Annotated in this window: 20 protein-coding genes and 1 riboswitch; of the genes, 11 read left to right on the top strand and 9 right to left on the bottom strand. The window is 53.0% G+C overall.

Going from position 1 to position 23,788, the window contains the following annotated elements; genetic code table 11:
* Positions 1-51 precede the first annotated feature (51 nt).
* From IE076_RS00730 to IE076_RS00715, 4 genes are all read left to right on the top strand, one after another.
* Positions 52-1,686, top strand: a complete 1,635-nt coding sequence (locus IE076_RS00730; RefSeq protein ID WP_189434472.1) for an EAL domain-containing protein — start codon at positions 52-54, stop codon at positions 1,684-1,686.
* 366 nt (positions 1,687-2,052) lie between these two features.
* On the top strand, positions 2,053-2,865 hold the full coding sequence (locus IE076_RS00725; protein WP_189434469.1) for a ferredoxin--NADP reductase: 813 nt from the start codon (positions 2,053-2,055) through the stop codon (positions 2,863-2,865).
* Positions 2,866-2,918: 53 nt separating this feature from the next.
* Positions 2,919-3,452, top strand: coding sequence for a regulatory protein RecX (locus tag IE076_RS00720; protein WP_189434464.1), 534 nt, complete (start codon positions 2,919-2,921; stop codon positions 3,450-3,452).
* Positions 3,453-3,567: 115 nt separating this feature from the next.
* Positions 3,568-4,692 (top strand): heparin lyase I family protein, encoded by a 1,125-nt coding sequence (locus IE076_RS00715; protein WP_189434461.1) that lies wholly within the window; start codon positions 3,568-3,570, stop codon positions 4,690-4,692.
* On the opposite strand, the gene IE076_RS00710 is transcribed toward IE076_RS00715, so the two are convergent.
* Positions 4,689-6,356: a formate--tetrahydrofolate ligase gene (locus IE076_RS00710; RefSeq protein ID WP_189434458.1), complete on the bottom strand. Its 1,668-nt coding sequence runs from the start codon at positions 6,354-6,356 to the stop codon at positions 4,689-4,691. The genes IE076_RS00715 and IE076_RS00710 overlap by 4 nt on opposite strands.
* A gap of 330 nt (positions 6,357-6,686) precedes the next feature.
* On the opposite strand from IE076_RS00710, the gene IE076_RS00705 reads away from it, so the two are divergent.
* The 5 genes from IE076_RS00705 (at position 6,687) to IE076_RS00685 (ending at position 12,673) form a co-directional block, all read left to right on the top strand.
* Positions 6,687-7,580, top strand: a complete 894-nt coding sequence (locus IE076_RS00705; RefSeq protein WP_189434456.1) for a DMT family transporter — start codon at positions 6,687-6,689, stop codon at positions 7,578-7,580.
* 166 nt (positions 7,581-7,746) lie between these two features.
* A riboswitch (cobalamin riboswitch) is annotated at positions 7,747-7,959 on the top strand.
* Positions 7,960-8,136: 177 nt separating this feature from the next.
* Positions 8,137-9,951: a TonB-dependent receptor plug domain-containing protein gene (locus IE076_RS00700; protein WP_189434453.1), complete on the top strand. Its 1,815-nt coding sequence runs from the start codon at positions 8,137-8,139 to the stop codon at positions 9,949-9,951.
* Between the two features lie 99 nt (positions 9,952-10,050).
* Positions 10,051-10,917: an ABC transporter substrate-binding protein gene (locus IE076_RS00695; RefSeq protein ID WP_189434450.1), complete on the top strand. Its 867-nt coding sequence runs from the start codon at positions 10,051-10,053 to the stop codon at positions 10,915-10,917.
* The gene (locus tag IE076_RS00690; RefSeq protein ID WP_189434447.1) at positions 10,914-11,912 is read left to right on the top strand and encodes a FecCD family ABC transporter permease; all 999 of its coding nucleotides are present in this window, start codon (positions 10,914-10,916) and stop codon (positions 11,910-11,912) included. Before IE076_RS00695 ends, IE076_RS00690 begins: the two co-directional genes overlap by 4 nt.
* Positions 11,912-12,673: an ABC transporter ATP-binding protein gene (locus IE076_RS00685; RefSeq protein WP_189434444.1), complete on the top strand. Its 762-nt coding sequence runs from the start codon at positions 11,912-11,914 to the stop codon at positions 12,671-12,673. Before IE076_RS00690 ends, IE076_RS00685 begins: the two co-directional genes overlap by 1 nt.
* A 9-nt stretch (positions 12,674-12,682) precedes the next feature.
* Here the strand turns inward: IE076_RS00685 and IE076_RS00680 are convergent, their stop codons facing one another.
* The 8 genes from IE076_RS00680 to cofG form a co-directional block, all read right to left on the bottom strand.
* Positions 12,683-13,312, bottom strand: a complete 630-nt coding sequence (locus IE076_RS00680) for a TetR family transcriptional regulator C-terminal domain-containing protein (RefSeq protein ID WP_189434442.1) — start codon at positions 13,310-13,312, stop codon at positions 12,683-12,685.
* 203 nt (positions 13,313-13,515) lie between these two features.
* Positions 13,516-14,550, bottom strand: a complete 1,035-nt coding sequence (locus tag IE076_RS00675) for a TIGR03842 family LLM class F420-dependent oxidoreductase (RefSeq protein ID WP_189434437.1) — start codon at positions 14,548-14,550, stop codon at positions 13,516-13,518.
* Between the two features lie 94 nt (positions 14,551-14,644).
* Entirely contained in the window at positions 14,645-15,313 is a 669-nt protein-coding gene (npdG, locus tag IE076_RS00670; RefSeq protein WP_189434435.1) for an NADPH-dependent F420 reductase, read from the bottom strand.
* A complete protein-coding gene (gene cofE, locus IE076_RS00665) occupies positions 15,310-16,080 on the bottom strand; it encodes a coenzyme F420-0:L-glutamate ligase (RefSeq protein ID WP_189434433.1) in 771 nt (256 codons plus the stop codon). The genes npdG and cofE overlap by 4 nt, the downstream gene beginning before the upstream one ends.
* Positions 16,080-16,730, bottom strand: a complete 651-nt coding sequence (gene cofC, locus IE076_RS00660) for a 2-phospho-L-lactate guanylyltransferase (protein WP_189434430.1) — start codon at positions 16,728-16,730, stop codon at positions 16,080-16,082. The genes cofE and cofC overlap by 1 nt, the downstream gene beginning before the upstream one ends.
* Positions 16,727-17,710, bottom strand: a complete 984-nt coding sequence (gene cofD / locus IE076_RS00655) for a 2-phospho-L-lactate transferase (protein ID WP_189434428.1) — start codon at positions 17,708-17,710, stop codon at positions 16,727-16,729. Before cofD ends, cofC begins: the two co-directional genes overlap by 4 nt.
* On the bottom strand, positions 17,707-18,957 hold the full coding sequence (cofH, locus tag IE076_RS00650) for a 5-amino-6-(D-ribitylamino)uracil--L-tyrosine 4-hydroxyphenyl transferase CofH (RefSeq protein WP_189434425.1): 1,251 nt from the start codon (positions 18,955-18,957) through the stop codon (positions 17,707-17,709). The genes cofD and cofH overlap by 4 nt, the downstream gene beginning before the upstream one ends.
* A complete protein-coding gene (gene cofG, locus IE076_RS00645; protein WP_189434422.1) occupies positions 18,954-20,093 on the bottom strand; it encodes a 7,8-didemethyl-8-hydroxy-5-deazariboflavin synthase CofG in 1,140 nt (379 codons plus the stop codon). Before cofG ends, cofH begins: the two co-directional genes overlap by 4 nt.
* Positions 20,094-20,932: 839 nt before the next feature.
* On the opposite strand from cofG, the gene IE076_RS00640 reads away from it, so the two are divergent.
* A complete protein-coding gene (locus tag IE076_RS00640) occupies positions 20,933-22,204 on the top strand; it encodes a Zn-dependent hydrolase (protein WP_189434419.1) in 1,272 nt (423 codons plus the stop codon).
* A 41-nt stretch (positions 22,205-22,245) separates the two neighbouring features.
* Positions 22,246-23,700 (top strand): dihydropyrimidinase, encoded by a 1,455-nt coding sequence (gene hydA / locus IE076_RS00635; RefSeq protein WP_189434416.1) that lies wholly within the window; start codon positions 22,246-22,248, stop codon positions 23,698-23,700.
* Positions 23,701-23,788 lie beyond the last annotated feature (88 nt).

The following is a 23,788-nucleotide window of genomic DNA, read 5'->3' as shown; positions in this document are numbered from 1 at the left end:
TCATAATCATAGAAATAGAGAGCCGTAATCCGCAATCTTAAGGTCGTTGTCGTGTCTCGCCATTATTTCGTATTTATCCGCGCAATTGTGGTTGCTCTGGGATTGGCGTTGTTGCCGTTGATTATTGGTAACCTGATCCTCGAGAACTTTGCGATGCATCAGGCGCGCAAGGAGATGGGAGCGATTGCGGATCGCTACATCTCGCGCAGCGAAGCAGCAATCTCGGATGTGGTGGAAGTCCTGCGCAAGATACAGGTGAAGGGTCTCACATCTTGCTCACGCCAAAATCAGAGTGAATTCGAACAGGCCCTTTCGGAAAACGTCATTATCAATGCCGTTGGTATCATCGATCAACGCGGTGTTCCCATGTGTTATGTTCCGGCTCAGGTTCCTCGCGGAAGCGGCATTCTTCCTAGTTTAAAGCCCAATTCACCGCGTGTCGGCATTGGTATGTCACGGTCCGAGTATCAAGGCATCCGTACCGCATTGGTTTCCTGGAAGCTGGAGAATGACTGGCGGCTTGTCGCCAACATTTCGCCTATTGTTCTGGCGATCGAACCGGGGCCTGATTACATCCGCCAGGCCTCAGAGATTGAGGTGCGCCTTGGTCGCGACCAAGTCTGGGTCAGCCCCGCCAATGACAGTAACCTAACCGAGGTATCGGATAGCAACATCGTTGAAGAGTTTGCTGCGTCAACCGTCTATCCGATTAACGTGATCATTCGGAGCGACCGCAATGCAATCATGGGCCTTGTTGGAGAGCTCAAGATTGTTGCCGTGATCGCTTGTTCCGGCGTTGCCATCTTCCTGATTGCTCTGGGCGTCTGGCTCTCTTGGAAACCAGAAAAAGACGCAGAGGACGACTTTGTCGCCTCCATTTGCAACAACGAGTTCATACCCTACTACCAGCCGGTTGTTGACATCGTAACGGGCGAGTTACAGGGCTGTGAGATGTTGATGAGGTGGCAGCTTCCCAACGGCAAGATCGTCTCTCCAGGGCAGTTCATGACCTATGCTGAGACCTCCGGCCATATCTTCGAAATGTCGCGCAAGATCATGCGTCAGTCGATCGAAGATCTTGGTGATCTCTATTCCAGACACCCGGAACTCAAGCTCTCGGTGAACCTGTTTGCAGGTCACTTCAATGACCGTTCCATCGTCGACGATCTGTTGGATATCTACGAAGACAGCCCGATTGCGCTCAACCAGATCGTCATGGAGGTAACAGAACGTCAGCCCCTCGAAGATATTGACCTAGCCAGAAAAATTATTGCAGAACTTCAGGCCCACGGCATACGTGTCGCGCTTGATGATGTGGGAACAGGGCACGGCGGGCTGGCCTATCTGCAGAAGCTGGGTATGGACATCGTCAAGATCGACAAGATGTTTATCGACCCGCTCGGCAACGAAGAAAATGCCTTTCGTCTCGTCGATGCCATCGCTGAGCTCGCTGATACCATGAATATGGGCATCATCGCAGAAGGGGTAGAGAAGTACGAGCAAATCGTATTGCTCCGTGAACTGGGTGTGTCATCAGCACAGGGCTATATTTTTTCCAAGCCATTGCCTGCAAATAAGTACCTCGAGTTTGCCGAGGACATCTTCACTGATCGTCGCAACCCGGTAAGGGTGCTTGAAGAAGAACAGCAGGCTTCCGATGCAGGGCTGGAGCCCACGTCCTCCTAGGGCTGCTCTGCCTAACCGTTCTCAACTCAACTCAATTCAATCGTAACGATGCGTGCTGATTGACGTTTCGTCATGGGCACATATCGCGCGCCATCGCACGATATTGTCAAAGTAATCGACATAATAAATAATTATTCCATAATAAAATGGGTGGCGCGATCTGAACCGTTCGTTCCCTCCATCACAGAATAACCTACCAACGCTCCAGTAGCTCTGAAAAGAGGGCAGGGAGAAAGGATTCTATGGAATAATGCAACTGGAAAAGAAATATTCACTCCGACGAGGTTAATTAGCTGCATGTGCCTCAGCACAGCCCTCTGCTTAGGTTAGCCTTTGCCAACCTCATTAATCGGAGCAAGGCTAACGATGAACCAGATCATAAAGGGTGCGGAATTGGAGAGCGCAGTTCCTGCAAATGTCTTTGTAGAAACAGTAACGGAAGTGACCCATTTCACTGACCGCCTTTTCCGGTTCAAAATCACACGTCCTGCAAGCTTCAGGTTCCGCTCCGGCGAGTTTGTGATGATCGGTTTGATGATCGACGGCAAGCCACTGTTTAGAGCCTATTCCATTGCAAGCCCATCCTGGGATGAGGAGTTGGAATTCTTCTCGATCAAGGTTCCCAACGGTCCTTTGACCCAGCATCTGCAAAAGGTCAGGGAAGGAGACCAAATCCTTCTGAAGAAGAAGTCCACCGGTACGCTCGTGCTTGATGCTCTTTCTCCGGCAAAGCGTCTTTACATGTTCTCATCCGGTACCGGAATTGCACCTTTTGCCAGCCTGATCCGTGATCCGGAAACCTATGAGAAATTTGATGAGGTGATCCTGACGCACACCACGCGTGAGATAGCAGAACTGCGGTACGGCGAAGAGTTGGTCGCTGATATCTCCAGCGACCCACTGATTGGCGAGGTCGCAGCTGGTAAGCTCCATCTTTATAACTCTGTAACCCGTGAGCGTTTCGAGCGGGAGGGGCGCATTACCCACCTGATTGAGAGTGGAAAGCTCTTTGATGATCTTGGGGTCCCACCGATCAATGTGAACGAAGACCGTGCTATGATTTGTGGGTCAATGCATATGATTAATGATACAAAGTCGTTGTTGGAACAGCGCGGATTTACCGAGGGTGCAAACAACAACCCGAGTGATTTTGTTGTTGAACGTTCATTCGTGGGCTAAACCACCGCTCAATATGTGATAGCTCATTTCTAGTGTTTTGGAGATGAGGTTACGTGGGCAAAAAAGTATCATCTGAATATCTGCGCCGGGCAGCGCTGCACTATCTTAATAAATACAGTGCATCGGAGGATAGCCTCCGCCGTGTCCTGAAACGAAAAATCGACCGGCGTGCGAGAGAAGCAGATGAAGAGCCCGACCAGTACTATGACTTGATTGAACCTGTGGTCACCTTCTGCCGAGATCACAGGTTCGTCGATGACCTGAGATTTGCCCAAAGCAAAATACGAACAGGCACGGTCAAGGGAAAATCTAGGTCCCGCATCAAGATGGAGCTGAGCTCAAAGGGCGTGTCGGGTAAACATATCCAAACAGCCTTCGAGGACGAGGCGCATGATGACCAGCGCGCCGCAGTCTCGTATGCCAAGCGCAGGCGCCTTGGACCATGGCGAACAAAACCAAAAGAAGAACGCCACGACAAAGAGCTGGGCAGTCTCGTACGGGCCGGTTTTCCATTCGCGCTTGCGCAAAAGATAATAGATATGTCACTGGAAGAAGCAGAAGACATCCTCTATGCACGAGGATTGTAACGCTTCCGTAAAATCCTTCGAAAAACCACCGAAATCTCTTGTGAACGCGGCAATATCTTTTCTTTAGATTATGAGTGACTGTTAACGATCCAGCACTGAGCTTTTGGGAGTGCATATGCCGGGTTTTGGTCTGCGCGACACCTATAGAAAATATGGCTTGTTCATCCCTGCAATTGCGGGCGGTTGCTTGTTGGCAGTGCCGTATTTGGCGGCCGCGCAAGACGCAATCCCGCCTGAACAACCTTCAGATAATATTGATGTGATCGTCACGCCCCAAGAAGACGGAACTGTCCATGTCGATGAAATGCAGCAGGAAGCATGTTCTGTAATCATTGACAACTTTGATGAATATCCCAGTGCACGCAACTGGGACCTTCATCGCATGAATAAACCGGAGAACTTCCAGATTGAGAACCAGATTGTGCGCGACGGCGGGCAGGCACTCGCAATCACTGTCTATGGGAATGACGAGCTGGATGAACAAGGTCATCTGAAGAATGAGCTTTGGGAGGCACGACAACAGCGCTGCAACTTCGGCGATGAAGTCTGGTACTCCTTCAGCTTCAAGATTGACGGTACGGTGTGGCCAGCCGGGTCAACGCGCTGGGTAATCGGTCAGTGGAAAGAGGAGACTGGCGGTAGTCCATTTCTGGCGCAACGGTTCGACAATGGCGTGTTCCATATAACTGTCCAGCACAATGACATACGCAAGATCGTCGCGCAGGCAAAAGGGAGTTATCAGCAGGACTTTCAAGGCTTCTCGCGTGAGCTCCAGCAGCTGCTCAGCCTAGACCGTCAGGTCTTTCGCAGCCGAGAGGATTCTAGTCGCACTTCCGATGAGTTCCTGGGGAGCGGGTTAACACTGGATGAGCTGAAGATAGCTATTGAAACCCAGGACACCTCAAAGTTCCCGTTCCTGACAGATCCGCAAACCTATTCTGAGTATCAGGGCATTCAGATTGAACTGTCAGAAGACCCGGTCCTGCCTAATCCAACTGAAGACTGGGTCGATATGCGCTACCGGGTGCAGGGCAGCCGCGAAGGCCACGGCCTAATTGAAATCTGGGCAAATGGCAGATTTATCGCTCGCGTGACCGGCTTTATCGGCAACGATAAATTCGCCGGCAACACCCAATACTTTAAGTTTGGGCATTACCGCGATTATGACCGCGAGGATCTGCAAACAACGGTGTACCTGGACCGGTTCCGCCGCGGTCCAAATCGGTCGGATGTCGACTAGAATAAGCCTTCAATCTGTCCGTTTGTATCAACCCCGATCGTTTCTGCCGCCGGATGACGCGGCAGGCCCGGCATCACCATAATGTCCCCAGTCAGTGCAACGATAAAACCGGCTCCGGCAGAAAGACGAACCGCACGTACATGTATGCTGTAGTCAGACGGCGCGCCGAGTAGGGACGGATCAGTCGAGAACGAATAAGGTGTCTTGGCCATACACACAGACAGATGTCCATAGCCCTGTTCCTCGTAGGATTTGAGTTGATCCTTCACCGCCTGGTCGCAAGTGACTTTTGAGGCTCCATAAATCTTTTTGCAAATTCGGCGGATCTTCTTCCATAGCGCCAGATCATCATTGTAAAGCGGCTTGAAGTTTGACGGGGTTGTCTGAAGAATCTCCGAAACTGAACTCGCCAGTTCCTCGGTACCTTTCGAGCCATCCGCCCAGTGCGTGCACGGCACAGTTTGAATGCCAAGTGCTTCCATCTCTTGCACGATCACCGAAATTTCCTGATTTGTATCAGGACCATAGCGGTTGATCGCTACGATCACCGGCACACCATACCGCTGGCAGTTCTTCACGTGCCGTTTTAGATTGCTCATGCCCTTTTGCAGAGCGCCAATATTCTCTGTGCTCAATGCATTCTTGGGAACACCGCCATGCATTTTCAGCGCTCGCACCGTTGCAACTACCACAACAGCATCTGGCGTTAATCCAGCTTGGCGGCATTTGATATCAAAGAACTTTTGTGCCCCAAGGTCAGCCCCAAAGCCAGCTTCCGTCACCACATAATCGGAGAGACGTAGCGCTGTCTTCGTAGCAATCACCGAGTTGCAACCATGAGCAATATTGGCGAACGGCCCCCCATGAATAAAGGCGGGATTGTTCTCCAGTGTCTGCACCAGATTTGGCCGGAATGCATCTTTCAAAAGCGCGATCATTGCGCCGTCAGCCTTCAGGTCACGGCAATAAACCGGGGTCTTGTCTTTACGATAAGCGATCAGCAAACGGCCAAGACGATCCTGAAGGTCCTGCAGGTCCTGCGCAAGGCAAAGTACTGCCATCACTTCGGAAGCAACTGTTATGTCAAAGCCAGATTCGCTTGGGAAGCCATTGCGCACACCGCCAAGCCCTGTTGTTATGGACCGGAGCGACCGATCATTGATGTCAACAACGCGGCGCCACACAATGCGCCGCTGATCGATGTTCTCTTCATTACCCCAATAGATATGGTTATCGATCATGGCAGAGAGCAGGTTATGCGCTGAAGTGATCGCATGTAGATCACCTGTGAAATGAAGGTTGATGTCCTCCATGGGCACCACCTGCGCAAAACCGCCCCCGGCAGCACCGCCCTTCATGCCAAAGCATGGACCGAGCGAAGGTTCCCGCAAACAGATGGTGGTTTTCAGGCCGATCCGGTTAAGCGCATCAGCCAGTCCCACAGTAGTTGTGGTTTTACCTTCACCAGCCGGGGTAGGGGAGACTGCTGTTACAAGAATGAGTTTCCCGTTAGGCTTGTTTGCCAGTTCTGGCATCTCATCCAGATTGACCTTGGCTTTAAACCGGCCATACGGTTCAAGAGCGTTCTCGGGGATCTCCAGATTTTGAGCAACACGCGCAATAGGAATCATATTTGCTGCGCGGGCGATTTCAATATCATTCATGGAAAACCTCCAGATTGGAACACCTAATAAAATGAGCCGATAGGAGCGCCGAAACGCAAATCAGGCAGGGGCAGTAATACATTCTTCCCGTTGAAGATCTACCGACTGCGCGTAAAAAGTTCAAGGTTGCGCGGGGTCACCTGAAGAAAACTTAGTTAACGCTGGTTGTGATCTGTGACTGAAACGGGAAACATTATTGCGTGATTACCTGTTGGTCCGTTCCAGATATCACCACACTGAGCTTGCGCAGCACACACAAGAGAAGTAGATCTTTTCGGGTTTCATAATCTTTCTACGCCAATGCCGTAGTCTGCATGCATAGGCCACCCCATGTATTTATTCGAATTTGCCGCGCTCGGTGCAGCTGCCACCTGGGCCATCGGCGGCCTCATTTCTGCAAAACCCGCTGCGCATCTGGGAGCCATCGGCTTCAACTGCGTGCGCATGTTGTTTGTTGTGCTGTTTCTGGGCATCTATGTCTTCGCAGCAGGTACTTGGAGTACGGTTGACTCAGACCATGCATCCCTCATTTTCTTGTCAGGGTTTGTCGGAATTTTCATGGGGGACACCCTGCTGTTTCTCACCCTCAACCGCATGGGACCGCGCCGCACCGCCATTCTGTTTTCTATGAACGCCCCTATGTCTGCGCTTCTCGGCTGGCTGTTTCTCTCAGAGGAGCTATCGCTTCAGGCTGTGCTTGGCATCGCGAGTGTTTTGACAGGTGTTATTCTCGCCATCGCATTTGGCAAACGTAAAACGCAGCTCCACAGATGGGAGCAGATCAGAGGGCCTGTTGCTGTCGGAGTTCTATTTGGGACATTGGCTGCACTCTCACAGTCGGTCGGGTCTATTATCATTCGTCCGGTGATGGAAAGCGGAGCAGATCCCGTAGCCATCTCCCTGATGCGCTGTTCCATTGCTGCCGTTGGGTTGCTTGTGTTGTTTTATCTGCCTGGGCGCCCATTCAAACTGGCAAACCCAATCACCAAAGAAATCGCTGCAAGGGCGGCGTTCTCAGGAATGCTGGGCATGGGCGTTGGCATGACTCTGATCCTCTTTGCCCTCAGCGGAGGTGAAGTTGGAATCGTTTCAACGCTGTCAGCAACCACGCCCGTTATCTTGCTGCCGGTTCTTTGGTGGCAGACCAAAGAGTTCCCGGCCATAGGAGCATGGGTTGGTGCCTTCCTCGTTATCGTTGGTTGCTCACTCATTTTCACAAGCTAGGTGCAGCTTCGATTGAGCGGGCACAAGTAGGTGCGGCCATAAAAGGCCGCGCCACTAGATCTGGTAGTATGTTGCTCATCTGCAATTCCTGTGAGTTACATCAGAAATTCCCAAAATCCTGACCCGCTTCCCGCCTTAGGCTGTTGACGGAAGCCCCTTAAATCTGATCAATAGCCATGCATTTGGTATTTTTGTCGATCCGATGAAAATGAAAAGGGAACACGGTCCAATTGAATAAGCCGTGGCTGCCCCCGCAACTGTAAGCGTAGAGTTGTTGCCCACACATGCCACTGATGCCGTTGCTTAAAGCGGCGTTGGGAAGGCGGAGCACCAGTAAGGACGCGCAAGCCAGGAGACCTGCCAGATGCAGTCACTCACCCAAGGCGCGGGGCGTGCTAAGGGGCGGTATTCCGTTCAAGTGACATTCACAGTGCGCCTGAACGGCAGTAAAACGGCTTCCCCCTTAAGCGGCTAAGTCAGGAGCTCCCCAACGGCGCACAATGCATTCAACAGCATGGCATCTTAGATAGATGCTGTGAATGGTGGACTATAATTCGTGCGTAACACACCTTGGCTCACAGCTACCCTCAAATCCGGCGTAGCACTCTCAGCTCTCCTCGGCTCCACAATAGCCCCCTCTGCAAACGAGACCGAGCTGGGCGAAATCATCGTCATCGCCAGCAGAACAGAAACCGAAGCAGGCAAAGTCGGTTCCACAACACACGTGGTCACCGAAGAAGACCTTAAAAACGACGGTGCCATCTTCGTCTCCGAATACCTCACCAAACTCCCCGGCATCTCCTTCTCGCAAAGCGGTGGCGCAGGTAAGGTGAGTTCACTGCGCATGCGCGGGATGAATAACTACTACACCAAGGTTCTGGTGGATGGGATTGACATCTCTGATCCAAGTTCTCCTCAGGTGGAAGCTCGTTTGGAGCACATGCTGCTCAATGATGTGGAGCGCATAGAGGTTCTCAAAGGTTCCCAGAGCGCGCTGTATGGTGGCCAAGCGGTTGCTGGTGTGGTCAATATCATTACCAAACATGCAGAACCCGGCACAGTGCAGCACAATGCTACCCTGGAAGGGGGCAGTTACGGCACAGTCAATGCATCTTATGGCTTTAAAGCTGCATCTGATCGAGCTGATATTGCAGTGAATGTTGAGCGCTTTCATACCGATGGTTTTAGCGCAGTTGCGCCGAAAGGGCGTCCGGCGGATGACGATGGCTATGACAATATGACACTGTCCGCAAAAGGTTCTTTCGATTTCACCGACGAACTAAACTTCTATTTTTCTGCTCGTGGCCTGCAGGCTACAAATGAATATGATGGGACCGACGAACCTGCGGCAAAAAACAAATCCGATTCCGAGCAGTACTTCGGAAAGATCGGAGCGAACTACAGTTGGATTGATGATCGTATGACGACTGACGCGTCCATTCAGTTTTCAGATGTGACACGCGAATATACCGGTTACACCGCGAAAGGTAACCGCACCAAACTTGAGCTTTTGAATGATTTTGATCTCAGCGAGAACTTCCGATTGAATTTTGGTGGTGATTGGAGCCGTGAAAACGTAAAAGGTCAGTCTAAAGAGATTGAAGTTATTGGAGGTTTCGTTCAAGGGCTTTGGAATCCTACTGCGCCGCTTAACGTAAGTGGTGCTCTGAGGGTAGACCATCACAATGCCTATGGATACTACCTGACCGGCCGGGGTACCATATCCTATCAGGTTTCTCAGGGCACACGAATTCGTTCAAGCCTCGGAAATGGCTTCAGAGCGCCATCCTCCTACGAGCTTTATGACAGTTATGCTGGAAATCCGGACTTTGAGCCAGAAACCAGCCTAAGCTATGATGTTGGTATCGATCAGAACCTCTTCGCTGATAAACTCAGACTTTCCGTAAACTATTTTCAAATCCTAACTGAGGATCTAATCCTAAACGATCCTACTACCTATAAGTACGAACAAATCGACGGCCTATCCCGCAGCCAAGGCGCAGAGCTTTCTGTAAACTGGGATGCGCTAACCAATCTGAGCTTCAACGGTGCCTACACCTATACATGGGCTGTCGGACCAGACAAAAAGCGCCTGAAACGCGTGCCGCTGCATGATGTAAATGTCGGTGTTACCTACAAGCCGGTGGATGTGCTCTCACTTAACCTCAACAGCAGCTACGTTTCTGGTATTGAGGATGTAGGTGAGCTTGACGACTTCGTTCTAGTCAATGCAAAAGCGGCTTATCAGTACAACGAGAATTTGACGCTCTATGTCCGCGGTGAAAACCTGCTTGATCAGGATTATGAGCGGATCAGGGACTATCAGACGCCGGGCCTCTCCGTTTACGCTGGTCTGACCGCAAGTTTTTGATTAAGTATGCCGCTCGGTCACAGCTGAGCGGCATCGTTTTGCTGCAAAATCCGCTTCAGTAATGCGCCGCCAAGTGCTCTCGCCTCTCAAGAGGTCTAAATGCGAAATAAGATCAAAAAGCTCATGCAGATTGTTGCGCTGATGGCGCTGGCAATCAGTCCAGCTGTCACACACGCAGATGTGAGGAATAGTCCTAAACGGGTCGTCTCCATGAACCTGTGCACCGACCAGTTCTCCATGCTGCTTGCGCAAGAAGGGCAACTCCTTTCAGTTTCCAAACTGGCATCGGACCCAAACCTGTCAGTTATGAGCGAGCAGGCCAAGTCCTATCCAGTCAACTTCGGCGGCGCAGAAGAGATCTACATCATGAACCCGGATCTGGTGATCGCGGGGACCTACACAAACCAGACCACAGTGCAGATGCTGCGCGGGCTTGGGATTGAGGTTGTTCAGGTCCCCCCGGTGCGCACCATCCCGGATATCGCCAGAGAGCTTCGCCGCCTTGGTAAAGTCTTGGGCACACAGCAAAAGGCCGAAAAAATCGCAAGTCAGTTTGAAGCCGACGTGCAGCGCCGGATAGAAGCGCAGCCCAATGAGAAACCGAGGGCAGGGGTCTACTACGCCAACGGTTATACGGCAGGAGACGGTAGCCTCGTGCACGAGGTGATTACGACCGCTGGCCTGCAGAATATTGCCAGCAATCTCGGCCTGAAGGGCACAAGCAAACTTCCGCTGGAGCTGCTGGTTCTGGAAGCTCCTCAGTTGCTTGTTGAAGGAACAAAGTTCTCCGACAAACCTGCACTCGCCTTTGAACTGCTAGCTCACCCAGCGCTGACGCATACACTTGGCAACAGTGGCCGGGTACTGGTGGAAGACAAATACACCATCTGCGGACTGCCATTTGTGACCGAAGCGATCACAAAACTGGCGGATCAATCCAAAAAGCTAGGGGCGCAAGCCGAATGACTAAGCACCCTGATGCCCCGCTGATTGCGATCCTATGCCTGCTCGCTGTCGCATTGTTCTTCACATCCCTAATGATTGGCGCTGCAGATCTGACATTTGCGCAGTTGTTTGACGCTGTCATCTCTGCAGACGAAACACCAGTCTCCACTGTCTTTTGGGAAATCCGCATCCCACGCGCATTGCTGGGTCTCATCACCGGCGCCACGCTTGGCTTGTCTGGCGCCGTGTTGCAGGGACTTTTGCGCAACCCACTGGCCGAGCCCGGCCTGATCGGCGTCAGCTCCTCTGCAAGTCTGGGCGCGGTGATCGCAATCTATACGGGCCTGACCCTCACCGTGCCGTTTGCTCTCCCGGCATTTGCGCTGCTCGGAGCAGGAACAGCAGCAGTCCTCCTGCCAATGCTGGCGGGCGGTAGAGGCCAGACGTTGACGCTCATCCTCGCAGGTGTCGCCATTTCCAGCATTGCAACGGCGCTCACATCTCTCGCGCTCAACCTGTCGCCCAACCCGTTTGCGGCCATGGAGATTGTGTTCTGGATGTTGGGTTCTTTGAACGACAGATCCATGCAGCACCTTTACATCATTGCCCCGTTCATTCTCGTCGGCTGGAGCCTTTTGTTCATCACGGGAAGAGGTCTCAACGCTCTGTCTTTGGGTGAAGAAACGGCACACACCATGGGTGTCTCATTGCCGCGCCTGCGCTTTTGCGCAATCGCCGGAACCGCCGCCAGTGTTGGCGCTGTTACAGCTGTTACGGGCACCATCGGCTTCATCGGTCTGATTGTCCCTCATTTGCTTCGTAGGCTTGTGGGCGGAGAGCCGCAACGTCTGCTCCTTCCAAGCGCATTGGCCGGAGCGTGTTTGTTGACACTGGCAGACATTACCGTGAAGCTGTTTGGCCCCCAATCCAACCTGAAACTCGGCGTACTGACTGCTCTTGTTGGTGCACCGTTCTTCCTTTGGTTGATCATCAAACAAAGAAGGGCCCTGATCTGATGCTGCTCCAACTCAAAGACCTTAGCGTCAGGTATGGCCCCAAAACCATTCTTTCCTCTGTCAATCTGGAGATCGGGAAAGGCGAGATCGTCGGTTTGATCGGCCCTAACGGCTCGGGAAAATCCACACTGATGAAGGCCATGGTAGGCCTCATTCCATCCCGTGGCGCAATCAACTACAATAGCAAACCACTCAGGAGCATTTCCGCAAAACACCTCTCTAGGCATGTTGCTTACATGGCGCAGGAGCGAGATGTCGCTTGGGATCTGTCCGTAGAACGTGTTTTAGCCCTGGGTTGTGAAGCGGTCGGCGGATCAATACGCATGCCAAAACATAAAGCAGAGCTGGAAGAAACCATCGTCAGTTTGGGGCTGGAGGCCATCCGAAATGCCTCCATTCTAGAGGTTTCAGGCGGTGAGAAAGCTCGTGCTCTGCTTGGCCGCGCCCTCATGCAGAAAACATCACTGATCGTTGCAGATGAACCCACCGCAGGGCTGGACCCGGAACACCAGCTGGAACTTCAGGAGATCTTTCAGAACTTGCAACAGCAGGGCACATCAATGCTGGTTAGCCTGCATGACTGGACCTATGCAGCGCGACTGTGTACCCATCTGGCCTTGCTCAATGAAGGAAAGCTCGTCGCATACGGCACTCCGGCAGACGTGCTGACGCAAGCACGCGTTGAAGAGGTGTATCGCGTAAAAGCGCACATTCTGGAAACGGAGCAGGGACCCGTCATCACTCCAACAACACGCCTGTAGATTCAGACCCTACTCCGGAGCAAGGCTCTTGCGGAATAACCGGTCAAGATGAGCAACTGCCTCCTTAAACCGGTCCTTGGATTTATCAGCGGGAAGCAGGGTCTGCACCTGACTGTCAAAGTCGGCATAATGCTGCGTTGTTGCCCAGATGGAAAACAGCATGTGATACGGGTCGGTCTCCGCGATTTTGCCTGCATCGATCCAGCCTTGAATGACATTGGTTTTTTCATCTACCAGCGACTTCAAAGGTCCTGCAATGAGCGAACTGATACGCGGCGCACCCTGTAAAATCTCATTTGCAAAGAGCCGACTTTCCCGTGGATAGTCGCGCGCCATCTCCAGCTTGCGGTGCACATACGCACAGATTTCGTCAATCGGCTCCCCCTCAGGGTTGAGCTGATGGAGCGGATCAAGCCAAGTGTAAAGCAAACGCTCGATCAGCTCGGCGTGAATGGCATCCTTGCTGTCGTAATAGTAGAAAAGATTTGGCTTCGACAAACCGGCCTGCTGAGCAACCTGATCGATTGTGGAACCGCGAAAACCATAGGTGGAGAACACATCCAGCGCAGCGGCGAGGATCTTTTCGGTCTTCTCCATCTGTATTCGGGTTTTACCCTTTGCCTCAGAAGCTTTAGCCATACTCTTTTCCAAGTTACCTGAGTGCCGAACCATAAAAATCTGCCCGGCTCATGAGTTGGTTAGCACCTACGAAACCACAGGACCCAAATCAAGCTCGACACTTGTAGAAAGGCCGTTGTGTGCCAGCTCTCTGTGATGACTGTGTCGTTTCAGCAATAGACACCGAAAGGGCCGAGCTTGCGGTAAGCCCGGCCCGTGAGCAATCAGCTGACAGCTTCCGGTGTTTTTGCGTTGCCCGCATCGAAGACCGGAATGATCTTTTCGCCGTAATCCGCGATGATCTTTTCCTCATCACCACTGTCCAGATAGATGTTGAACTGAGTGATGCCTGCATCCTTCAGCTTGTTTAGCTTCTTGATGTGATTTTCAGGTGGCCCAAGAACCGCAAAGCTCTCGACAATATCATCGGTGATGAAGTCAAGGAACGGATTGTCGCTTTGACCGTGCTTGGAATAGTCATAGCCGCGGCGATTTTCGATGTAAGACGTCAAAGACGCAGGCACCTGATCCGTGTTGGAACCGTATTTCTCAACAATATCCGCCACGTGATTGCCGACCATGGCCGGGAACCACTTGGTCTTCTCGATGCCTTCTTCCAGAGTTCCAGTATGCGCAGGAGCAGCAGCCATGATGCCAAAGTTGCTCATGTCGCGGCCAGCCTCTTTCCCGGCTGCGATTGCCTGCTCGCCCAACCATTTACAAATTCCAGGATCGGCAATCTGCAAGATAAGACCATCACCAACACGCCCAGCTGAGTTCAGTGCTTTGGGACCATACGCAGCCACCCAGACAGGAAGCTCATAGCCTTCCGCCCACGGAAATTTCACTGGCTCCGGGCACTCGCCGTAGTGTGCTTCATCACCGCGTACGAGCGCTTTGACCACGTGGGTAAACTCTTCAAGACGCTTCAACGGAGCTGGCTTCTTACCCATCACTCGCACCGCACTGTCTCCGCGGCCCAGACCAATGTCGAAACGGCCACCGGACTGCTTGGCAAGGGACCCGAACAGGCTGGCCGCATGAGACCAGTCGCGAGTGTTAGGATTGGTCACACAGGGGCCAAAGCGCATGGTTTTTGTGTGTTCCATGCACATTGCCATGGCCACAAAGCTCTCACGCCACAGGATATGACTGTCATAAAACCAGCAGTACTTAAAGCCAGCATTCTCGGCCTGACGAACCAGTGCCCTTGCACGATCAGGTTCCACAAACCCTTTAAAGCAAATACCAAAATCCATGTGTCTCTCCTCCACATTAGATAGTTCTTAGATCCAGACGCTTCCCCGAAAAGTGACAAGTGGCTTTCGGATAAGGCCTTATTGCAAACGTGTGCTAGTGATCCGGCGCCCAGATGCGGATGCCCGCATGGGTGAACGGCACAGCTTTTGAAATGTTCTGTCGAATGAGAATTGGCGTGATGGCCTCGATACAGCGCGCAGCTTTTGCATTGCCGCTATTATAGGTTTTCACATCCAGCTTGCTTACCAGGTCCATCACCACTTTGCGCGCAGCAAGGCTATCACCACACACGAGGATGTCGCAGTTGATCGCCCAGTCCAGATTGTTCAGTGTTGTCGCAGATACATTGTGCAATGCACCGACAACCGGAATGTCCGGCCCAAGCAGGGCCTGTGCTGCCTCTGTCGCTGACCCTTCCGGCGGCATTTCCACGGTCTTCGGGTCGCCCGGCGCAAGTGGAACCACAATGTCAATTAGGATCTTACCAGCAAGATGCGGCTTCAACGCACTAAGTGTTGCATCGTGCGCAGAGTAGGGCACTGCAAGCATCACGCACTCATCTGAAGCTGCCACAGCATCTTCGTTGCCCATGCCCTCGATTTTTGCTGCCCCCACCGGAAGCTTTGTCATCAGCTCATCGGCAATACTCTTGCCGCGCGTAGCATCACGGGAGCCGAGAGCAACAGGCACACCTGCACGGGCAAACCTGAGTGCGAGCCCCTGACCCTGCGGGCCGGTTCCTCCGATAATCGCGAGTGTCATCGGAACATGTCCTCCTTCTTCGATCTTATTAAATCCTGTGCGGAGCTTTCCTCGAAGGACCAGTTGAGCCCACGAAACAGAACCACAGGGGTCTGTCCGGCTTTACTGATCACCAAACCGGAAGCAGCCGCTATTTCATCGGCAAAGGCCGGTTCCGTCACACTGAGTAGGCGCCCATGAGCATCCTCATTGCCTTGTTCTTTGATAGTGGCCGGTACACCGGCAAGACCGACAGCCACATTCACCTGACCAAGCCGCCAGGGCCGTCCGAACGTATCTGTGATGGCAAAGCCAATCCGTGCATTGAAACGAGCTGAAAGCGCCTTTTGCATGCGTGCTGCACTGGCATCGGGATCCTCGGGCAGCAAGATCAGTATTTCATCTGCGCCACTGTTGGATTCATCCACCGCAGCGTTGGCGGAGATGAACCCCAGCTTATGCTCACAGATCATCGTTCCTTCATTCTGTGTCGGACGCTTGAAATGTCGCACCACACGGCTGCTTTGCTGCAAAATTACTTCGACCTTGCGCGGATCCTTGTTCAGCTCCTGTGCGTAGCGCTGAGCGTCTTCGGAAGGCGTGACATCCGCCAACCTCACGATCCGGCCTTCCGCCTTGGAGAAAATCTTATGCGCGGAGGTCAGAACATCACCATCCTGCAAGGATAGCCCTGCCGCCTCAATCACATCGCCAAGAATGGCTGCAAGATCATCTCCCGGCTTAATCTCCGGAATATTCGGGATCGCGTGTAATGAAAGTGTATGCATCAAACGGCTCTCCGATGAGGATGTTTGCCAAGGAGCCGGTGCCGATGTGCACTCAGATCTTCCATGTAATCAATGTCTTTTGAAAATGAGGGGGAGGGGGCGATGATGCAGTCCAGCCCAAGTTCTGCCGCCTGTTTCTGGTGCTTCAAAAATGATCCTTCACCGAAACTAAAGGGAAGTGCATCCGGCGGCGTAGCAATCAGAACATTGGTGCCAAAGTCGTGTGCCGGACACAGCACCAAGGAGCGCGGCGATCCAGCAAGCCCAAGAAGGCGTTCGAACTCGTCAAAATCAGGTGCCGCGATGTCCGCAGGCAAAACGCAGAGCCTCTCATAGCCGTGCGTTTTCGCCCAGTCCGCTGCTGTAGTGAGCGCTGCGTTAAGCCCGTTCTCCTGATCTTCGAAAATTAAATGAACACGCTGGTCTTTCACCCGTCCCGCAATATCTTGCGAGCTGGTCACCACCGCAATATCAAATCCCGTCTGGCTGCGTGTCTGTGTGTCCAACAGAAAGCTGAGGGTCTGTTCAAACAGGTTCGCCGCAACGATTGCCCGCTCATGTACGCTAAGCTGCGGCCCAAGCCGGGACTTTGCCCGAGCAAAATTCTTGACCGGAACCACAACGAGCATTTTGTGAAGCGACTCTGTCATGTCTCTGGCTCCTGAGCCGGAGAAACCCAGCTTCCCATTACCCCGGAAACAGCAAGCACCTCAGAGGCAAGCCGCACCTTGTCTTCCCGGCTCTTCATCAATATCGCCTTCATAGAGGACATCATGCCAAGCTGGTTGATAGCAGACACATGCTGTTCATCTGCGTGATCAATGACAAAGCAGTCCAGAAACTCCGCATACATCTGCGCCACGCCAAGAGCAGTCGCCTCATGCCCCAGCGAGGCCAGCATCCGGTCCGCCGGGCCTTTCACAACGCCGCCATTGATGATCGGCGACACGCCAATCTTCACAGCATTCGAGGCTTTTATAGCTTCCAAAATGCCAGGGATTTGCAGGACCGGCAAAATGCTTACCAACGGATTGCTGGGAGCCATCACAATCACATCAGCCTCTGAAAGTGCGCTCAACGCCTCGTCCGTCGCATGCGCCTTTTCGATCCGGTCGTAGCGTAGCTCCCGAACATCAGGCGCACAGCGCTCCCTGACGAAATACTGCTGAAAACTCAGCCAGCCCGCATCGGTCTTCACACGTGTCTGAACCACATCGTCCGTGGGCAAGATTATCCGGCAGGTTAAGCCAAAGCTCTCCGCAATGTCCTGCGCAATGTGTGTTGGGCGGTGTCCTTTGCGGCGGCGGTGCGTGCGATAGATGTGCAGGCCAAAATCCCGGTCCCCCAGAGACATCCATGTATCATCACCAAGTATAGAGAGCGTTTCCAAAGCACGGTGGCTTTCATCCTTCACACCCCAGCCCTGCTGACGTTCAATCACATCCGCAAGCGTGTAGGTGAGGGTGTCGATGTCCGGTGAGACCCAAAGCCCGTGAAAGGCTTCATCATCCGCAATATTGCCGATGATAGAGAGCTCCACATTCTCCAGCTGGTAGAGCCCCTCCGCCATTTTGGCGCCGCCCACACCTCCGGCAATCAGCGTAACTTTAATGGGCGCAGTCTGTGTCATGCAGCACCTCCAACCACTTGAGTTGGCACATTTTCGCTCTCGTCAAGAAAGGTCAGGAGATCGGAGTTTACGCGCTCAACCAAGGGAGCCTGTTGCTCTGGCAGCCCCTTAGAGAAGTCGTCAATGACGCCGTAAATGGTGTTGCGTTGAACTGGCTGGCGTCCCGCCTCCTGAATTATCCGGCACATCTCATGGGCGGTGATCTCCTGTCCATGCGCCGCACCGGCAGAGCGGGAGATGCTCTCGTTCATCAAGGTGCCACCCAGATCATTAACACCGCATTGCAGCAGGTCCGAGGCAAACTCGGGCCCCAGCTTGGTCCAGGACACCTGAATGTTGTCGATCCAGCCATGCAACATGATCCGCGAAACCGCATGCATCTTGCGCACTTCCAGATCTGTCGGGCCGGGGCGCACCGTCGTCGGATCCATCGCATAAAGCGGGCTTTCCGAATGCACAAAGCTCAGGGGCACCAGCTCGGTAAAGCCGCCGGTTTCCTTCTGAATATCCCGCAGCAACGCAATGTGAGCAGCCCAATGCTCCGGCCCGTCTATATGGCCGTACATAATCGTTGCAGTGGTTGGAATTCCCACCTCGTGAGCCGTTTTGATGATCTCCACCCACTTGTCGGTGCTCAACTTGTTGCGAGTCAGTTGCTGGCGAATGTCCGTATCCAGAATCTCAGCAGCTGTGCCGGGCAAGGAGCCCAAACCGCAGTCCTTCAGATCCTGCAAGAAAGCCCTGTAGGATTGCTTGGTCTTCGCCGCGCCGTACCAGACTTCAAACGGGGAGAAGGCATGGATATGCATATCCGGAAGTGCTTTTTTGATCGCGAGCACAATCTCTCGGTAATAACTGCCTTCCATCCTCGGGTGCAGCCCGCCCTGAATGCAGACCTCCGTAGCTCCGCGGTCCCACGCCTCTTGCGCGCGGGCCACAATTTGTTCAGGCACCAGCCATTCAGCCTCCGGATCCTCGGTCCGCTTGGCAAAGCCGCAAAACTTGCAGCCCATGTAACAAACATTGGTGAAGTTGATATTCCGGTTGACCACGAAGCCAACGGTGTTGCCATTGGCGCGCTGACGAAGCGTATCGGCCACATGGGCAATTGCAGGAAATTCAGAGGCACTTGCGCGAAACAGTTGCTCACCCTCAGCCTGCGAAACTTCTTGACCAGCCAGTGCCTTATTCAGGATATCGCGCACGGAAGTGTCATTGGTCGATTGAGGGAAAGGGTGTAGGGTCATTGCGAGCCTCCAGAATGCAGCGCGGCAGAGGAACCCATCTGTTCCCAAAGCCCCTGAGATTTGGAAAGCACAGCCGGATCAACAAACTCGCTGTTCTCGCGCAGATAACTTGGATACACAGTCAGACGCTCCTCCAGCCTCTGTCCGGCCAGCCGAGTAGACGTGGCAAGCTCATCAATCACGGGCCAGCGATGCTGCGGGTTGATAAAGTCGATGGTGACAGGTGAAATCCCGCCCCAGTCGTTGATACCTGCACTCAGATATTCCATATGCCGCTCGCTCAGATTTGGCGGTGCCTGCAGACTGATGTCAGGGGAAAGGACAAGCCGCGCAACAGCCAGCGTGCGCAACATGTCGTCCAACGAAGGCTCAGGGTGGTTCTCCATCCCGATACCCGGTTTACGTTGAAAGTTTTGGATGATGACTTCCTGAATGTGCCCGTAACGAGCATGGCTTTCATTGATCGCCTCAAGCGCCTCAATCCGCTCTTTCCACGTCTCGCCAATGCCGATCAAAAGTCCTGTTGTGAACGGGATTTTCTTCTGTCCGGCCCGCTCAAGGGTGCGCAGGCGCTGGACTGGCGTTTTATCTGGGCACCCGTAATGTGGCTGGCCTTCTTTCATCAAACGGCGGCTGGTTGTCTCCAGCATCATGCCCATGGAAGCGGCGTAAGGGCGAAGCTGATCAATCTCTTCATCGCTCAAGGTCCCCGCATTCACATGGGGCAAAAGCTCAGTCTCCCGCAGCACCATCTTGCAGGCATCTGCCAGATAACTGGTCATGGACCCATAACCAAGCTCTCCGAGCGCAGCTTTTGCCTGCTCGTAGCGCAGCTCCGGCTTCTCACCCAAACTGAAAAGCAGTTCCTTGCAGCCGGTCTCTTCGCCTTGGCGCGCTGTCCGCATCACCTGCTCAGGTGTCATGATGTTTGCTTCAGGAGAACTGGGGTGTTTGACAAATGTGCAATAGGTACAGGTATCTCGGCACATATTCGTCAGTGGTACAAAAACTTTACGGGAGTAGGTGACAGTCTCGCCCCAATACTGAAGCTTTACTGCGGCAGCGGCTTGCATCAGATCCCGAAGGTCTGAGCCTTGCACTTTCCCCAGATGTCGCGCTTGCTCGGCAGTCAGCATATTTTTTACCTCTCGGTCAAAAAAATATCTGCAACTCGGAGTTAGTCAAGGGAGAAAGATATCTTGAATAGAATAAATCATGTGAGCTGCAAATAAACTGGCTACAATGAAAGGTTCACGTGAGCAATAAAAAGCTCTGTCTTACAAGGTACTTGGTAAATGCACTCTGCAATATTTATTTCAGTAAAGTTGATCTGCTTAAAAATTTAGCAGTATCAGAGAAAATATGCACATTTCCGGATTAACGTTTACAACTACAAGGAGATAGAACGACTTTGATTCTATTAATTTGAATTAATTCATCAAAAATCTTAGGAAACTGTGGAGCTTTCTCTTCTGGTCGGGACCCTTCTTAGGGATTTTAGGGGGCTCTCAGCTGCTTTACCCGTTGGGATGTCAAATGTTTTTCTGAAGTAACCGACGAATTTCATCCATTTTTGCAGGTGGGTTGACAGATAATTGACTGTTTGGTCCAATTTACCCCAAGTTTTGGGAGGGGAATTTCCAAGATTTAAGCTGACCTATTGTGTCGACTGAGTGAAACATCTCAACAATGTGCGACGATTTCTTCCAAATGGGAAAAATAACCCTGCGGGATATCTAGTAGATTGAATTTTTGACATATTTCGCCTGCACCCTGTTAGGGTGTGGTTGCAAACTGTTTGATATGTCAAAACATGAGATACAGCTTGAATTCTGTGAAAGTCCTCATCGGTTTTATCAGTTCTACCGCTCCTTCGGGAGGCCAGATAACTATGGCAAGTCCGCTGTAATTTTGAAGGATTTTGCATCGGTACGCCAAATAAAACGACGTTCAAAAAGCGTTATCGGAGAGACTTATGAGTAAACTTGGCTCAAATCATCGTATTAATGGTGACAGACTGTGGCGTAGCCTGATGGGTATGGCCCGGATCGGACCCGGTGTTCGTGGCGGCAACAACAGGCAGACACTGACCGATGAGGATGCCGAGGGCCGAAAGCTTTTCGCCAGTTGGTGCGAGGCGGAAGGCATGACAATGCACATCGATAGTATGGGCAACATGTTCGCCCGCCTTGAAGGGGAAGACCCGGATCTTGATCCGATCATGATCGGCTCTCACCTCGACACACAGCCAACCGGTGGCAAGTATGATGGTGTGCTCGGCGTACTCGCAGGTCTGGAAGTGATCCGCTCCATTCGGGAGCGCGGCATCAAAACAAAGCGCCCGATTGAAGTGGTCAACTGGACCAACGAAGAAGGCACCCGCTTTGCTCCGGCCATGCTCTCCTCTGGCGTATTTGCTGGCATGCACACACAGGACTGGGCATATGATCGCGAAGATGCAGAGGGCAAGAAGTTTGGCGATGAGCTCAAGCGCATCGGCTATGTTGGTGATGAGCCAGTCGGCAGCAGAAAACTCCACGCCATGTTTGAGCTTCACATCGAGCAGGGGCCAATCCTTGAAATCGAAGGCAAGGACATCGGGGTCGTCACCCACGGGCAGGGGCTTTGGTGGTTACAGGTCACGCTCACAGGCAAGGATAGCCACACCGGCTCCACCCCAATGCCAATGCGCAAGAACGCAGGCCTCGGAATGGCGCGCATCACCGAACTGGTGCACCAGATCGCTATGGAAAACCAGCCGGAAGCCGTCGGCGCCATTGGTCACTGCGACGTCTATCCAAACAGCCGCAATGTAATCCCGGGGAAATGCGTCTTTACGATAGATTTCCGCTCCCCACATCGGGAAGTTTTGGATGGTATGAAAGCAAAGCTGGAGGCGGAAGCGCCTAAGATTGCTGAGGACTTGGGTCTGGGTATCGAGATTGAAGCGGTCGGGCACTTCGATCCAGTCACTTTCAACGAGGACTGTGTCACCGCAGTGCGCAATGCCGCAGACCGTCTGAGCTACTCCCATCGCGACATTATCTCCGGAGCTGGCCACGATGCCTGCTGGATCAACCGTGTCGCCCCAACTGCCATGATCATGTGCCCCTGTGTGGATGGCTTAAGCCACAACGAAGACGAAGAAATTTCCAGAGAGTGGGCAACCGCAGGCGCCGACGTGCTCTTCCACGCCGTGCTGGAGTATGCCGAGATCGAGCAGGATACCACCGAGCCAGCCGAATAACCCGTTGACCCTATAGATCCAAAAGAGTTGAGAGCTTCGATATGTCTACAGTTATTAAAGGCGGCACAATCGTAACTGCCGATAGAACCTACAAGTCCGACGTCCTCATCGATGGTGGCAAGATCATCGAAATCGGCGAAAACCTTTCCGGTGATGAAACGCTTGACGCCGATGGCTGCTACGTCATGCCGGGCGGCATCGACCCGCACGTGCATCTGGAAATGCCGTTTATGGGAACCCATTCAGCAGATAACTTCGAGATTGGCACCAGAGCAGGCCTTGCTGGCGGAACCACCATGGTGGTTGACTTCTGCCTGCCATCTCCCGGTCAGTCCATGATGGAAGCTCTTGCCATCTGGCAGCAAAAATCAGGGGCAGCTTGCGCAGATTACTCCTACCACATGGCAGTCACGTGGTGGAGCGAGCAGGTCTTTAACGAGATGCAGGAAGTGGTGGACCGCGGTATCAACACCTTCAAGCACTTCATGGCCTACAAAGGCGCGCTTATGGTGGATGATGACGAAATGTTCGCCTCCTTCCAGCGCTGCGCCGCCCTTGGCGCAATGCCGCTCGTCCACGCAGAAAACGGCGACGTGGTCGCCACCATGCAACAAAAGCTGCTGGCAGAAGGCAACAATGGCCCTGAAGCCCATGCGTATTCCCGCCCGCCGGAAGTGGAGGGCGAAGCCGCCAACCGCGCCATCATGATCGCAGATATGGCAGGTGTGCCGCTCTACATCGTGCACACAAGCTGCGAGCAGGCCCATGAAGCCATTCGCCGGGCCCGCCAGAAAGGCATGCGCGTTTACGGCGAGCCGCTCATTCAGCACCTGACGCTGGATGAAAGCGAATATTCCAACCCGAGCTGGGACCACGCCGCACAGCGTGTCATGTCACCACCATTCCGCAACAAACAGCATCAGGACAGCCTTTGGGCTGGCTTACAATCCGGCTCCCTGCAGGTGGTGGCAACCGACCACTGCGCCTTTACATTGGAACAGAAGCGCCTCGGTGTCGGCGACTTTACAAAGATCCCAAATGGAACCGGCGGACTGGAGGACCGTATGCCAATGCTCTGGACAACAGGTGTACGCACTGGCCGCTTAACCATGAACGAGTTCGTAGCTGTCACTTCCACCAATATCGCGAAAATCCTGAACATGTATCCTAAAAAGGGTGCAATCTTAGAAGGAGCGGACGCAGACATCGTGGTCTGGGATCCAAACCGCTCCAAAACAATCACTGCCGCAAAACAGGAATCTTGTGTCGAATACAACGTGTTCGAAGGCAAGGAAGTGGTTGGTTTGCCACGCTTCACGCTCACTCGTGGCAAAGTCGCAATTGAGGAAAGCACGGTCAAAACTGAACCAGGACACGGTGAGTTTGTTGCCCGCGACCCAAATGCTCCGGTCGGCGCAGCTCTGTCCAAGTGGAAAGAAATCACAGCGCCGCGCAAAGTTGAGCGTAGGCCTGACCTGATGCCGGCAGGCGTTTAAGTCTGTCTGCATAGTACGAAGCACACCGTCGATAAGCAGGCTCTGGCTTTCGGAGAACGATGTGCTTGAGGGCAAGAATTAATTACCT

Origin of the sequence: Pseudovibrio japonicus, assembly GCF_014651595.1 — a bacterium.
Lineage (GTDB): Bacteria > Pseudomonadota > Alphaproteobacteria > Rhizobiales > Stappiaceae > Pseudovibrio > Pseudovibrio japonicus.
Note: the sequence above shows the minus strand (reverse complement) of the source record. Positions and strands in the feature narration are given on the sequence as shown.

Bases quoted from the DNA above. Each gene is read 5' to 3' on its own strand.
- IE076_RS00725 (WP_189434469.1), top strand. From the start codon at position 2,053: ATGAACCAGATCATAAAGGGTGCGGAATTGGAGAGCGCAGTTCCTGCA.
- IE076_RS00715 (WP_189434461.1), top strand. From the start codon at position 3,568: ATGCCGGGTTTTGGTCTGCGCGACACCTATAGAAAATATGGCTTGTTC.
- IE076_RS00710 (WP_189434458.1), bottom strand. From the start codon at position 6,356: ATGAATGATATTGAAATCGCCCGCGCAGCAAATATGATTCCTATTGCG.
- IE076_RS00705 (WP_189434456.1), top strand. From the start codon at position 6,687: ATGTATTTATTCGAATTTGCCGCGCTCGGTGCAGCTGCCACCTGGGCC.
- IE076_RS00695 (WP_189434450.1), top strand. From the start codon at position 10,051: ATGCGAAATAAGATCAAAAAGCTCATGCAGATTGTTGCGCTGATGGCG.
- IE076_RS00690 (WP_189434447.1), top strand. From the start codon at position 10,914: ATGACTAAGCACCCTGATGCCCCGCTGATTGCGATCCTATGCCTGCTC.
- IE076_RS00685 (WP_189434444.1), top strand. From the start codon at position 11,912: ATGCTGCTCCAACTCAAAGACCTTAGCGTCAGGTATGGCCCCAAAACC.
- IE076_RS00680 (WP_189434442.1), bottom strand. From the start codon at position 13,312: ATGGCTAAAGCTTCTGAGGCAAAGGGTAAAACCCGAATACAGATGGAG.
- IE076_RS00675 (WP_189434437.1), bottom strand. From the start codon at position 14,550: ATGGATTTTGGTATTTGCTTTAAAGGGTTTGTGGAACCTGATCGTGCA.
- npdG (WP_189434435.1), bottom strand. From the start codon at position 15,313: ATGACACTCGCGATTATCGGAGGAACCGGCCCGCAGGGTCAGGGGCTC.
- cofE (WP_189434433.1), bottom strand. From the start codon at position 16,080: ATGCATACACTTTCATTACACGCGATCCCGAATATTCCGGAGATTAAG.
- cofC (WP_189434430.1), bottom strand. From the start codon at position 16,730: ATGACAGAGTCGCTTCACAAAATGCTCGTTGTGGTTCCGGTCAAGAAT.
- cofD (WP_189434428.1), bottom strand. From the start codon at position 17,710: ATGACACAGACTGCGCCCATTAAAGTTACGCTGATTGCCGGAGGTGTG.
- cofH (WP_189434425.1), bottom strand. From the start codon at position 18,957: ATGACCCTACACCCTTTCCCTCAATCGACCAATGACACTTCCGTGCGC.
- cofG (WP_189434422.1), bottom strand. From the start codon at position 20,093: ATGCTGACTGCCGAGCAAGCGCGACATCTGGGGAAAGTGCAAGGCTCA.
- IE076_RS00640 (WP_189434419.1), top strand. From the start codon at position 20,933: ATGAGTAAACTTGGCTCAAATCATCGTATTAATGGTGACAGACTGTGG.
- hydA (WP_189434416.1), top strand. From the start codon at position 22,246: ATGTCTACAGTTATTAAAGGCGGCACAATCGTAACTGCCGATAGAACC.